The following is a 13,192-nucleotide window of genomic DNA, read 5'->3' as shown; positions in this document are numbered from 1 at the left end:
AGATGGCCAAGGAATCTGCGAATGCCGCTTCTCCAGCAGTTAAAGCGGACGTAAATCTGATGGGTAATGCAGAGGGTAACGGGCTGAACTTCATGGCGGCCCAGGCTCGCGAGGGCGGAGGCTCCGGCGACGCTGTAGGTGTCGACAAGATACGCGATCTGCTGTTCGGCAACCAGATGCAGGACTATGACCGCCGGTTTTCCAAGCTTGAAGAACGGTTCTTGCAGCGCTTCAAGGATGTCGAATCCGAGGCCAAGCGCAATCTCGAAATGTACGAGTCAAATGCAAAGAAGCAGGTCGAATCGCTTGCGGCGCAATTGCGGAACGAAAAAGACGCACGAGCCGAGGCCGACAAGGAGATTGACCGGAACCTTCGCGAGCAAAATCAGGCACTTGAAAAGCAGGTGCGCGCGTTGTCGGATCAATTGAGCGAGCTTGAGCGCGATGTTGCGGATCGGATGAATCGAAATGATCATTCGCTGCGTGAGGATATCAAGCAAAAGAATGAAACCGTTCAGATGATCATGGAGAAAATGTTCTCCGATCTCAGCAACGTCAAGACCGACCGAAATCTTTTGGCTGGCCTGTTTGTCGAGGTTGCAAAATGTCTGAATCAGGATCCCGTAGGTAACAAGAACAACTCGGAACGCAGCTGGAAAGTGAGTTGATCGGAATTTGACGTCAACCGTCGACCCAGTCAACCTTCCTCAAAGTACAGCCTCGAACGATACCGAGATTGATCGCGAGGCTCTGGCTAGGCTGTTGGTCGAAATTGCCCGGAACGTCGATCCGGACAATCATGCGCATTTCGACGTTCCAGCCGCCGACCATCGCATGGACACACTTCGCGAGCTGCTGGTCGGCCGCGAAATTTCTGAGCTTTCACGCGTTACGCACCTGCTCGACGAACCCGAGCAGCTTGCGGCCGCAGTGGGGGACGTTCTCCCCAGCGCAGCCGCATCGGCGTCTCATGCGCAACTCGGCGAGGCCTTTGCGCCAGTTGTCGAGCGGGCCGTGCGACGGTCCATCCAGAAGAACCCGCGCACGCTGACGGATATATTATACCCGGTGTTTCTGCCGGCTATTCGCAAGTCGATCGGCGAAAAGATCGACCAGACCTTTCAGTCGCTGAACGAATCTTTAAGGCATATATTTACCTGGCATGGACTTAAGTGGAGATTTGAAGCTTGGAGGACAGGAACGAGCTTCTCAGAAGTTGTCCTTAAGCATTCCCTCTCCTATCAAGTAGAGCATGTCTTTCTCATTAACCGCAATTCCGGGCTATTGATTACACATGTAGCCGCCGAAAATGCAACGAGCGAAGACCCTCAACTAATTTCTTCGATGCTTAGTGCAATTCAAGATTTTGTGAAGGACTCATTCAACGAGAAAGAACAGAGCGGACTGGACACTATCCGTTTCGGGGAGCTTCGTCTTTGGTCGGAAGTTGGACCGTTTGCGACCTTGGTTGCGGTGATCCGCGGAAATCCGCCAGAGGAATTACATGAAATAATTCGCGACGTACTGCTTCGCATCCACGATGAGAGCTCAGAAGCTCTAGAGCAGTTTGACGGCGACAGTTCGCAGTTGGCCGGCGTAGAGGCGCAGCTACAGACCTGTGTTGAACTGAAGCAGGAGGATTCAAACGAGGGATTTCCGTGGCTGGTGGTGGCTGCAGTCCTGCTGGTTTTGGTACCCGCAGGCGGTTGGTTCTTTCTTTCCTGGCAAGCCGGGCAGCGCTGGCAGGCCTATGTGTCGCGACTGGAGACCCAGCCGGGCATCATCGTTGCGGAACACCAGATGCGCGGCGGCCAATTCTATATCGCCGGCCTGAGAGACCCGCTTGCCGCCGACCCGCAGTCGCTGTTGTCCGGAACGCAAGTCGATCCCGCTCGAGTTCATTCGCAGTGGCAATTCTATCAGAGCCTTGAGCCGGAGTTCGTGTTGAAGCGGCTGACGGCGTCGCTGGCCCCGCCGGATACAGTACGACTTTCGATCGTCAACGGTCGCATCGTTGCCGAGGGTGAGGCTCCCGACACGTGGATCGACCGGGCGCGTGCCACCGCCCAACAACTTTCGGCAGGCGGGCCGGTCTTCGATATCTCCAAGGTTCGTGATGTTAGCCCCGAAGCACGCGCAGCGGAGCGCTGGCAGGCCTATGTGTCGCGACTGGGGGCCCAACCGGGCATCATCGTTGCAGATCAGAAGATACGCGATGGCCAATTCTATATTGCCGGCCTCAGAGACCCACTTGCCGCCGACCCGCAGTCGCTGCTGTCCGGAACGCAGGTAGATCCCGCCCGGGTTCATTCGCAGTGGCAATTCTATCAGAGCCTTGAGCCGGAGTTCGTGTTGAAGCGCCTGACGGCGTCGCTGGCTCCGCCGGATTCGATACGGCTTTCGATCGTCAATGATCGCATCGTTGCCGAGGGTGAAGCTCCCGACACGTGGATCAACCGGGCGCAGGCCGCGGCCCAGCAGCTTTCGGCAGGCGGGCCGGTCTTCGATATCTCCAGAGTCCGCGATGTAAGCCCCGAAGCACGCGAGGCGGAGCGCTGGCAGGCCTATGTGTCGCGACTGGGGACCCAGCCGGGCATCATCGTTGCAGATCAAAAGATACGCGATGGCCAATTCTATATTGCCGGCCTGAGAGACCCGCTTGCCGCCGACCCGCAGTCGCTGCTGTCCGGAACGCAGGTCGATCCCGCCCGGGTTCATTCGCAGTGGCAATTCTATCAGAGCCTTGAGCCGGAGTTCGTGTTGAAGCGGCTGACAGCGTCGCTGTATCCGCCGGATACAGTACGACTTTCAATCGTCAATGATCGCATCGTTGCCGAGGGTGAGGCTCCCGACACCTGGATAGACAAGGCGCGCGCAGCAGCCCGACAGCTTTCGGCAGGCGGACCGGAATTCGACATCTCCAAGGTTCGTGATGTGAGCCCCGACGCACGAGCGGCAGAGCACTGGCAATATTATGTGTCGCGACTTGAGGCTCAACCGGGAATCATCGTCGCCCAACAAACAGCGAGGGGTGGACATTTCTACATTTCCGGCCTGAGAGACCCGCTTGCCGCCGACCCGCAAGCTCTGCTGTCCGGAACGGAGGTTGATCCTGCCCGCGTTCATTCACAGTGGCAATTCTATCAGAGCCTTGATCCGAAGTTCGTGGTGAAGCGGCTGACGGCGTCGCTGACCCCGCCGAAATCGGTTCAGGTTTCGATCGTCCAAGGTCGCATCGTTGTCGTGGGTGAGGCTCCTGCCGCCTGGATCACTCGGGCGCAGGCCGCCTCCGAGCAACTTTCGGCGGACGGAGTGGTTCTGGATGTCTCGCAGCTGCGTGAGCTAAACCTTGCAGAACTTAATTATTTGAGAGAAGCCATCCAGACGACCGATATTTTCTTCTCGTCCGGCAAAGTTGTGCCGGGACCAGAGCAGGTGCCGGTTCTCGACAGGTTGGCGGATCAAATCAAGGAATTCGCCCAGAATGCCCGCAAGTCAGGCGTAACAGCGCGGTTCATGTTAACCGGGCATTCGGACGCCACTGGCCGTGAGACGGCCAACGCGTCGATCAGCGCCGCCCGCGCCGAGACAGTTCGCGCGCTTCTCAACAAGCGCGGCGTCCCTCCGGAACTGCTGCTGGTTCGGGGCGCGGGAACTTTTGAGCCGTTGGTGCCTGAAAATATTCAAACTGGTAGCTCCACCAATCGCCGGGTTTCGGTTACGGTAAACCTGGACTAGGGCGGGGCCCACGATGCTGCAAAAAAAGATCTGCATGTTGGGCGGGTTCGCTGTCGGAAAGACGAGCCTGGTGCGCAGGTTCGTGCAAAGCATCTTTTCGGAAACTTACTTGACCACGGTGGGAGTGAAAATCGACAAGAAGAGTGTCGTACTCGCGGACAAAACCGTGGATCTGATTTTGTGGGATTTGGCCGGCGAAGACGATATCGGCTCATTCCGCGTCAGCTATGTGCGAGGTGCGACCGGGCTCGTGCTTGTCGTCGATGGAACCCGCGCCGCCACTCTTGCCGTGGCGCTCACGCTGCGCGAGCGGGTCGAGGCCGAATTCGGGCCCATGCCGTTCGTGTTGCTGTTCAACAAATCCGATCTGGCCGATCGGTGGGCAATACCGGATAGTGAGATTGACGGACTGAGGCAACTTGGATGGCAAATCTATCTGACAAGCGCGCTTTCGGGTGAATGTGTCGATGACGCATTTCGTCAGCTTGCTTCGATGGTCACCGAATAGACCATGCATGGATTGCCAAGAGAAGTCAGAAGCTGGATTTTCAACTTCTTCTATCGTGAGCACTCTGTCGCGTATCTGAAAATTGACGCAGAGCTTTGCATAGTTGCGAAGGGCGGCAATCTTAAACATTACGAACTCTCATCACTTCGCATTGGTAAGCCTGTTGCCGATCAGCTTGCATTCATGGAAGGCTTGCTGCCTTGCCCGGAGCTTCCATTTCATATGGCCATGATCGAACTGCCCGGCGGGCGTGTCGCGGACCTTCATCTTTTTGCTGACGATGACTGCGTGTGGCTGCTCTTTCTTGACGCCACTGCCGAACGCGACAACAGGCAGCGGCTTCAACAGAAGGCTTATGAAATGACGCTCCTGCAAGAGAGGGAGCGTCAACTCAACGAGAAATTACGATCGACGAACGAGGCGTTGAGGGAGAGCCAGGAGGGATTGTCGCGTGAATACCAGCGCGCCGAAACCCTGCTCCTCAACATTCTTCCGGCGTCGATCGCGGAGCGGCTAAAGGCGCACGAACAGATTGCGGACAACCACGCAGAGGTGAGTGTGCTTTTTGCCGACATCGTCGGTTTTACGGAAAGAGCGCGCAGCGTCGGAGCCGTGACGACGCTCGCTATCTTGAATTACTTCTTCAAGGTGGCGGATCAGCTCTCGGAAAGATATGGCTGCGAAAAGATCAAGACAATCGGCGATTGTGTGATGGTGGTCGCCGGCCTGCCCGCCGCGCGATCCGATCATGCGGAAGCCCTTGCGCACTATGCACTTGAACTGCGCGAGGCGGGTCGGCGCGAACGCTTCGCAGGAGAACCGCTAAGACTGAGAATTGGAATTCACTCAGGACCGATCGTCGCCGGCGTCATCGGCAAAAAGCGGTTTGCCTATGACCTGTGGGGCGACACCGTCAATCTCGCCTCACGGATTCAAACGTCCGCCGAGCCCGATGAAATCCGTATTTCGGATGCAACTCACACACTGCTTGGACCAGATTTCGCTTGCGACCCACTCGAGGAAACGGAATTGCGTGGCACAGGTCGTGTGCGCATGTGGCGGCTGCGGGCCTGATTTGCCACTTGGCTGTGCCAACCCTGCAGCGCATTTCATTTCAAGCCAGCGAATGTCATCTTTCGCCAAGCCAACCAAGCAAGACACGTTCCGTGAACCACAAGAATGACAGTCGCGGCCGCCTTTCTTTGCAAGCTTAAGTCGGGTTGCCGTCAACTAGAACGGGGCCGCTCCCATATCTGAGATCGATAAGGTAGACTGCAGCATCGGAAGACGGCGATGCACCATTCGTTTGGACAATTCGAACTTGATGAAGCTGCCCGCAAACTGTCCCTGGAGGGCGTTGGGCAGAAAATCCAGCCGCTTGTCTTTGACTTGCTCGCGTATCTGGTTCGCAACGCAGGCAGAGTTGTACCCAAAGAGGAGTTGATGGACGCTCTTTGGCCGGATGTCATTGTGACAGAAGCTTCGCTTCAACGGGTGGTTAGCCTTACACGCAAGGCCCTTGCAGCGGGCGGATTGCAGGACGCAATACACAGCTACGTCCGCCACGGCTATCGCTTCGCAATCGATGAGCCAGGATTGGGCTACGTGCGGCCTGCCACGTTCGCGGGAGACGACAACCTTGCGCAGGCTCGCAGGCTAGCGTCGGCACGCGATTGGAGCGCGGCAGCAAAGCTCTTCGCAGGTCTTGCGGATATTGAAGCTCTCTCTCCGGCGGATATCGATCTTTGGGCTTTGGTCGTTGAATGCGGAGGGCGGCCGACCGAGGCGATCCCTGTGCTGACCCGCGCCGTTGCTGCTCATATCGAGGCTGGGGATTCAGCGCGCGCCGCCAGATCCGCTGTGACACTTGCCAAGATCCAAGCCGAACGGGGAGCGGCTGCCGTTGCGGAGGGATGGCTGGAACGTGCTGCTTCGCTTCTTTCTCAGTCCAAGGACGCGAGCACGGAATCGTATCTGCTATGGATGAAGTCGCGTCTTGCATCCTCAGGCGGCCGCCCTGAGGAAGCGCTTCAATTGGCTTCGGCCGCCCACTCGATAGCTGAACATTGCGATGACCCTGGCCTGCGAGCCCTGACCCTGACCTACAAGGGATTTTACAATCTGGCGCTTGGCAAGATCGAGGAGGGCAACGAGCAGCAAAACCATGCGGCGGCGATCGCGTTGTCGAGCCAGGTGGACCCGATCACCGGTAGCCTGGTCTACTGCAACATCCTCTGGAGCTGCAGGACTTTCGCCGATTGGTCGCGTGCTCGCCAGTGGAGCGAAGGTTTTGAAAGCTGGTGTACCGCAAGCTTTGCCCAAACGTCAGGGGCCTGTGACCTTCATCGTGCCGAAGTGGTTGCGGCGCAGCAGATTTTGCCCGAGGCCCTGGCTTGCATAAATGACGCGCTTCCTAAACTTTCTGCAGAGGAATCCTGGTCGCTTGGCGAGGGCTTTCGGGTCCGTGGCGATATCTTCGCCATGATCGGCGATCTCGCGTCGGCGCGAGCTGACTACGATCAGGCCTATGCACTCGGCTGGGACGCGGAACCGGGCAATGCCTTGCTGTTGTTCGAAACCGGCGACTTGGAAGGTGCGCTCGCTGCAATTGACCGTGTCTTACAAGGGGTGTCATGGTTCCATCTTCAGCGGCGCGGAAACCTGTTGGTCAATGCAGCCTGCATTGCAGCACGCGGCGGACGCTCGAACCAAGCATCAATCTATCTGACCGAAATCGATGCACAACCACAACGCTGGCGACAACCGGCGACACAGGCGCTGATAGCCGAAACAAAGGCTGCACTCTGCACGCCGGACGACCCGAACAAAAATCGCCTTCTGCTGTTGGCCCGGCAACTCTGGACAAGCGCCGGTGTCGATTATCATGCGGCGAGGATTCGCCTGCAGTTGGCAAGAGCTCTGCTCGGCTCGGGCGACATCAGCGGCGCGAAAGTAGAGATCACGGCGGCCGAAAGATCGGCTCGTCACCTTGGATCGCAGCGCCTGGACCAAGAAGCCGCACTGCTTCGCCACAGCCTTTTGCCCGATAGCCAATCGCTCATCGATGGTCTCAGGCAAGAGCTCATCACCTGAACGCGGCTGGCTTGCCTGCCGCGATGAGCTACGGATCAGCTCTTGCCGCCTAAGCCAGGGCGAAGATCAGCCAATGATAAGCTCGAGATAAGGACGGTCAGTCCCCTCAGCAGGTAATTTTTCCCCGTCATGCAGACACGCATGGCACCAGCGGCGCCGACAATGGGTCGGCGCGATAGCGAAAGGGAAAAATCGTGAACCTCTATGTCATCCGTCGCCCTAGCGCATGGGCATCTCTGCAGGAACTCGAAGCCGCCGGCGCGAAATCAGCAAAGGTGGCCAAGGAACAGATGCCTGGCCAAGTCCGCTGGATCCGCAGTTACGTGGTGAATGAACCCGATGGGCGCATCGGCACCTTCTGCATCTACGAGGCGAAAGACGGCGAGGCCATCCGGGATCACGCCAAGCGCGTCGGCATGCCGGGAGAGGAATTCTACCCGGTGGCCGACACCGTCATCCTTCAAAACGATCCGATTTCAGCAGCGGCCGCCTGACGGAGTCCAGTTGCTGCCTCACGTCATCAGCGTGGGGCAGCATCACGCAACCAACAGGCAATGAACAGACGGCGCTTGCAGGCGGCATGCCCGCATACCAGCACCGCGAATCCTACCGAATGGAGAAAACAATGTTTCACTACCTCAAGCATGTTTCGATTGGGCTGAAGGCTCGCAGAACCGAGAGGGCTTTACGCGCTCTGCCAGACCATATCCTGAAGGACATAGGCCTTCGACGCGATGCAATCTCGTATGCCGTTCGAGAGCATCTGAAGCACGATCGTATTTGATCGTTCGCAACTAGATGGAATTGGAAAATGGAAATTCTTATGAACATGGCGAACATCATGTATGTGGTCGCCTACTTCACGCTGGATATTTTGCGGCTGCGGATACTGACGACTGCAGCAGCAACCTGTCTCGCGGTGTACTTCTACAGCCAGCCGGCGCCGCTCATGAGCGTGGTCGGCTGGAATGTCTTCTTTGTGCTTCTGAACCTCATCCAGATCGGCCGCATCTTGACGTCTCGCTACGTCAAGGTGCGGTCACACTCTCGGCGGGAAAATGCCGGCGGGCGTATGCGAAATGGCCACTCTTGAACGACATTGGCGCTCGAAACCGAGACATCAAGTAATGAGGCGCATGGTTCCGAAAAGGTGCGGCCAGCGGCTGCTGGCGACTGTCGGCACTGGCGCAAATTCGCGGCAGGCCGGAAACCTGAGGCGGCCGCCTCACACCGCCAGGCGCCCCTGCTCCGCCTCCTCGGCATTGGGGTCGCCCGGGGCCGTTGCCCAGGCGAGTTCGACCAGCGTCACGGTGCGCCGGCCTACCCCGTCGAGCTGGCAGACGATGAGGCCTTGCTCCTCGATATAGGTGAGGAGACGCCGGGCACGGCGCAGCGAGTGCGAGCCGTAGGCGCGGGCGATCGCGGCGTCGCTCGGGCAAGGCCAACCCTCCTTCGCCGCCCTGGCGATCATCATGAACACGCCCTGCATATCATCAGGCAGCAGCGAGGCACGCACCGAGACGTCCTGCCAGGCGTCATCCCCTGCTGCCATGTCGGAGCCGAGCCCGGCGCGGGCGCGCGTCAGCATGCGGCGGAACTCCGGCAGATCGGGCACCACCGAGGCAAGGCCCTCGATGCGGCAGCGCACCACGAACTCTTGATAAAGCACGCCTATGACACGGAAGCCCGCGTCGGGCTGCGCCAGGATGGCGCGCAGCACACGGTCCACACGCTCGCGGCGCTCGGCCAGGTCCTCCGCGCTGATTTGCGGCTCCACCGGCTCGGGGCGGATTTCGAGTGCCGCCGACTTCGCCGCCATCAGTTGATCGAGCAGGTCCGGCGACGACCGGCGTTGCGGCCGCACGGTCTCGGGCGGCGGCGCTGCCAGGATGATGGCGCGTGCGTCCTCAAGGGCTGCTTCCGGCAGCGGCATCAGCCGCGGCGTGCCGTTGCGCGGACTGGTGTCGGTCGGGCCGATGCGCAGGCCGAGCGGCCGGCGTGACAACGCCGGACCGAGCGCCATGAACTGGCCGCGCTCCAGGTCGCGAAACGCCTCCGCCTGGCGCCGCTCCATGCCCAAGAGGTCGGCGGCGCGCGCCATGTCGATATCGAGGAAGGTGCGGCCCATGAGGAAATTGGACGCCTCGGCAGCGACGTTCTTGGCGAGCTTGGCTAGCCGCTGGGTGGCGATGATGCCGGCAAGCCCGCGTTTGCGGCCACGGCACATCAAATTGGTCATCGCGCCAAGCGAGAGCTTGCGCGCCTCGTCCGAAACCTCGCCGGCCACCGCCGGCGCGAACAGCTGCGCTTCGTCCACCACCACCAGCATCGGATACCAGTGGTCGCGGGCGACCTCGAACAGCCCGCCGAGGAAGGCGGCGGCCCGCCGCATCTGATTCTCGGCGTCGAGCCCCTCGAGATTGAGCACGGTGGAGACGCGGTGGATGCGCGCCCGCTCGCCGGCGCTCTGCAGGCCGCGCTCGGTATGCTCCTCGGCATCGATCACCAGATGGCCGAAACGGTCACCCAGCGACACGAAGTCGCCTTCGGGGTCGATGATGGTCTGCTGCACCCACGGGGCGCTCTGCTCCAGCAGCCGCCGCAACAGATGCGACTTGCCGGAGCCCGAATTGCCCTGCACCAAAAGGCGCGTCGCCAGCAGCTCCTCGAGATCGAGCGTCGCCGCGGCGCCTGCGGTCGTGTGTCCCATCTCGATCGCAACGGTCATCTCGACTCAGGCGCTCCTTTCGCAGACGGGCTTATCAACCCGATCACAGCCCGTCGAGCGCGCATGGCCGCCCGCGCCGTGTTGCGCACAGGCCAAGGGCCGTCTCCGGATCATCCACAACAAGGGAGCCCTGTGGATAGTAACCACCTGTTCACCATGTGACGGCGTTCCGATTGAAGCCGCGCCGCATCCGCTTAGCCTGACCTTGCATCGCGTCCCCAACGTGGTGCGTCCCAACCGCCCCCTGGCGACCGACGTTTTCAAGTTCCCTCTCGCAGTATATGTCGGTCGCCAACCTCGCCTGATCCCGCCAAGTTCCAACAGCGTCGAGACTCGCCCGCTGGCGCAAACTTTGGGTTGACCGCCCCGGAGCGCGAGGCGACACTTCCCCAACGCTGGAAGTGCGAGGAGGAAAAGCGATGGACGAGCCCGAACGGTGGCGCCACATGTCGACGGCGCCGAGGGATGGCAGCCGCATCCTGGTCACGGTTCGCCCGTCCGAACAGGGGCCGGCGGAAGTCGACCTCGCCTATTGGTCGCGCGCCGACCAGTTCGCCAGCGAAGGCTGGCGCGCGTCGGACTCCTCGCCGGGACGCGTCGTCGAATACGCCGAACCGGAACTGAAATGCTGGATGCCGTTGCCGACAGCCAATCTCAGCCGCGCCTCCATGCCGGCCCCCTGGGAGGGCGACGACGCCCAGCAGCTCGACGGCTCGGGGATTTGAGGCGCGAAGCCTCAGGCCATCAAGCGAAGTCTTGCAGATTGGTTTCCCGGAGCTTGGCGCCTGCCAGCAGGGCTTCGAGCACCTGCTTCTTGAGATTGAGGCACTGCGAGCGGGCAAGTTTGACGATGCCGGAAACGTCGCTCACCTCGCAGGCATGAACCAGGTCCTTCTGCTGACCGATGATCAGCTGCGTGAAGTCGCGCGACCTGAATCCGAGGTGGAGAGCCCTTTCCGACTGGTCGAGTATCTGGCCCAGCAACTGCGCCAGGCGTGAATTTCCGGACAGCTCCGCCAAGGCAAGACGAAAGGCACGATCCGCCGCCAGGAATGCAACGTGGCTGCGCAGCGTCTCCGGCTTCAGCACCTTTCTGGCTGCCTGCCTGACATCTTCGAGCCCGCGCTCGGTGAGGCCCGACGCACCCACCCTGAACACTTCCGGCTCGATCAGACCGCGGACATCGAAGATCTCGGTGACATCGCGCAGCGTCAGTGGCGTGATGACATAGCCACGTCGCGGCTCGCTCCTGACCAGGCCCTCCTGCATCAGCCGGGTCAGCGCCGCGCGGATCGTCGCCTTTCTGATCAGGTATCGATCGCCAATCTGCTTTTCTGTCAGCGTTTCACCGGGGCGAAGCACGCAGGCGACGATGTCGCTCTTCACCTGCTCGTACGCCTGCTCGCTGCGCAGCAGATCGGCGGTCGACGGGGCCGCGGCCGTGCCAGTGGACAGTGCCGGTTTCGTCGATGCGGCAGTCAAATCACGAGGAGTCATGCTTGTTCCGTTCTGGCGATCCGGTTGACGCCGCCATCGACTTTAAGTAGCCTTGAGCATCTCAGAATGATCATCTGGTCACCTCAAAAGGGATAAGTGGAAATGGCTGTTCCGGTTGGCTCGCCTCTCTACGCGGTTGTCGATGATATCGTCAACGCTGCCGGAAGTCCCGATCCCCTCGCACGAATAAGGGCGGTGTTGGGCGACCATACGAACCGTCTCCATGCCTTGGGGGTGCTCGTTCATGAAGAAGAGGACGACGAGGTGCTTCTCCATGCAAGCCGGAATTTGACGATCTATCACATCACGCTGTCGCCTGGTCTGCAGTACCCGCCGCACAACCACCTGATGGACGCGCTGATCGGCATCTACAGGGGTGGCGAGACGAACTTCATCTATCCCGATGCCGCCAGCAAGCTCGATGCCCCGCGACGGCAGGACTCCACCGCGCCCACCGTGCTGCACCTGCCCCGGCATACCGTGCATTCGGTCGCCAACACCGGCAGCGCACGGTCCGGCGCGCTTCATGTCTATCTGGGCGATCTCCCGGCGACCCACCGACAACTCTGGGATCTGCAAAGCAATCAAGCCGAGCCGTTTGACAACGATCGCTATCTGGCCGGCGCTCAGCCCATCGAGCGATCTTGAGGCAGGCGCCCTTCTCCCACAAACAAGGGGGGAAGGGAGAGCCTTCCCCTCAGAACAGGAACGACGCCGTGGCGGGGTTTGGGCCGGTGCGGCCGTTTGGCGAATCCATTCCCCGGATCGCCTGCAGGTCCTGCGCATCCAGCTCGAAATCGAAGACATCGAAATTGGCTGCTATGCGATCCCTGCGGATCGACTTTGGAATGACGATCAGCCCTTCCTGAAGGTGCCAGCGGATGATCGTCTGCGCCGCGGACTTGCCATGCTTGCCGGCAATGCCCTCGATGGTCCGGTCGTTCAGCAGCCGGCCGCTGCCCAGCGGGCTCCAGCTTTCGATGCGGATGTCGTGGCTGGCATGAAAATCCCTGACGCCACGCTGCTGGAACTGGGGATGCAGCTCGATCTGGTTGACCGCTGGCGTCACGCCGGTCTCGCCGATGATCCGCTCCAGATGATCCTGGTTGAAATTCGAAACGCCGATCGACTTGATGCGGCCGGCATGCCTGAGTTCGACCAGTGTCTTCCACGCCTCGACATATTTGTCCTGGCTAGGCACCGGCCAGTGGATCAGGAACAGGTCGAGCTGCTCTATGCCGAGCTTCTCCATCGTCTCGTCGAAGGCGCGCAGCGCCGCATCGCGCTGGTGTGCGCCGTTGCGCAGCTTGGAGGTGATGAACAGCTCGCCTCTCGGCACGTCGGAGCTGCGGATCGCCTCTCCAACCCCATCCTCGTTCCGATAGCCCTCGGCGGTGTCGATCAGACGATAGCCGGCCTCGATCCCCCAACCCACCACCCGGGCGGTGATATCCTGGTCGACTTGCCACACGCCAAGTCCGAGCTGGGGAATGGCGGAGCCGTCGTTCGACGGTATCTGTTCAGGCATGGCAGGTCCTTTGCAAAAGATGATCCGGGCGGTCCCGGCGCATGCCCTATCTAGGTTCGACAGGGAGCAACGACCAGTCGACATCGGTCGAATTCGCCGG

General features: G+C 60.2%; 13 protein-coding genes. 10 read left to right on the top strand and 3 right to left on the bottom strand.

Annotated features, from left to right (window positions below; all coding sequences use genetic code 11):
* Positions 1-2: 2 nt before the first annotated feature.
* The 8 genes from AC1DYW_RS15500 to AC1DYW_RS15465 all read left to right on the top strand — a co-directional run bounded on the left by AC1DYW_RS15500 (position 3) and on the right by AC1DYW_RS15465 (position 8,432).
* Positions 3-668 (top strand): hypothetical protein, encoded by a 666-nt coding sequence (locus AC1DYW_RS15500; RefSeq protein WP_095091773.1) that lies wholly within the window; start codon positions 3-5, stop codon positions 666-668.
* A gap of 94 nt (positions 669-762) precedes the next feature.
* Entirely contained in the window at positions 763-3,738 is a 2,976-nt protein-coding gene (locus AC1DYW_RS15495; protein WP_477226803.1) for an OmpA family protein, read from the top strand.
* Positions 3,739-3,751: 13 nt separating this feature from the next.
* Positions 3,752-4,246: a Rab family GTPase gene (locus tag AC1DYW_RS15490; protein WP_477226802.1), complete on the top strand. Its 495-nt coding sequence runs from the start codon at positions 3,752-3,754 to the stop codon at positions 4,244-4,246.
* 3 nt (positions 4,247-4,249) lie between these two features.
* Entirely contained in the window at positions 4,250-5,320 is a 1,071-nt protein-coding gene (locus AC1DYW_RS15485; protein WP_457154433.1) for an adenylate/guanylate cyclase domain-containing protein, read from the top strand.
* Positions 5,321-5,539: 219 nt separating this feature from the next.
* Positions 5,540-7,339, top strand: coding sequence for a winged helix-turn-helix domain-containing protein (locus tag AC1DYW_RS15480; RefSeq protein WP_477226801.1), 1,800 nt, complete (start codon positions 5,540-5,542; stop codon positions 7,337-7,339).
* A gap of 194 nt (positions 7,340-7,533) precedes the next feature.
* Entirely contained in the window at positions 7,534-7,833 is a 300-nt protein-coding gene (locus tag AC1DYW_RS15475; protein ID WP_477226800.1) for a DUF4242 domain-containing protein, read from the top strand.
* An 86-nt stretch (positions 7,834-7,919) separates the two neighbouring features.
* On the top strand, positions 7,920-8,123 hold the full coding sequence (locus AC1DYW_RS15470; RefSeq protein WP_477226799.1) for a DUF1127 domain-containing protein: 204 nt from the start codon (positions 7,920-7,922) through the stop codon (positions 8,121-8,123).
* 39 nt (positions 8,124-8,162) lie between these two features.
* Positions 8,163-8,432 (top strand): hypothetical protein, encoded by a 270-nt coding sequence (locus AC1DYW_RS15465; protein WP_477226798.1) that lies wholly within the window; start codon positions 8,163-8,165, stop codon positions 8,430-8,432.
* 132 nt (positions 8,433-8,564) lie between these two features.
* On the opposite strand, the gene AC1DYW_RS15460 is transcribed toward AC1DYW_RS15465, so the two are convergent.
* The gene (locus AC1DYW_RS15460) at positions 8,565-10,067 is read right to left on the bottom strand and encodes a helicase HerA domain-containing protein (RefSeq protein ID WP_457153091.1); all 1,503 of its coding nucleotides are present in this window, start codon (positions 10,065-10,067) and stop codon (positions 8,565-8,567) included.
* A 419-nt stretch (positions 10,068-10,486) separates the two neighbouring features.
* Here AC1DYW_RS15460 and AC1DYW_RS15455 point away from each other — a divergent pair, with 419 nt between their 5' ends.
* A complete protein-coding gene (locus tag AC1DYW_RS15455) occupies positions 10,487-10,792 on the top strand; it encodes a hypothetical protein (protein ID WP_095091288.1) in 306 nt (101 codons plus the stop codon).
* A 19-nt stretch (positions 10,793-10,811) separates the two neighbouring features.
* Here AC1DYW_RS15455 and AC1DYW_RS15450 read toward each other — a convergent pair whose 3' ends face one another.
* The gene (locus AC1DYW_RS15450) at positions 10,812-11,564 is read right to left on the bottom strand and encodes a GntR family transcriptional regulator (protein WP_477226797.1); all 753 of its coding nucleotides are present in this window, start codon (positions 11,562-11,564) and stop codon (positions 10,812-10,814) included.
* 102 nt (positions 11,565-11,666) lie between these two features.
* Between AC1DYW_RS15450 and AC1DYW_RS15445 the strand changes: the two genes are divergently transcribed.
* Complete coding sequence (locus tag AC1DYW_RS15445; RefSeq protein ID WP_477226796.1) at positions 11,667-12,212, top strand: autotransporter; 546 nt, start codon at positions 11,667-11,669, stop codon at positions 12,210-12,212.
* Positions 12,213-12,261: 49 nt separating this feature from the next.
* On the opposite strand, the gene AC1DYW_RS15440 is transcribed toward AC1DYW_RS15445, so the two are convergent.
* The gene (locus AC1DYW_RS15440) at positions 12,262-13,092 is read right to left on the bottom strand and encodes an aldo/keto reductase (RefSeq protein ID WP_477226795.1); all 831 of its coding nucleotides are present in this window, start codon (positions 13,090-13,092) and stop codon (positions 12,262-12,264) included.
* Positions 13,093-13,192 lie beyond the last annotated feature (100 nt).

Source organism: Mesorhizobium sp. P2_D5 (genome assembly GCF_056404355.1).
Note: the sequence above shows the minus strand (reverse complement) of the source record. Positions and strands in the feature narration are given on the sequence as shown.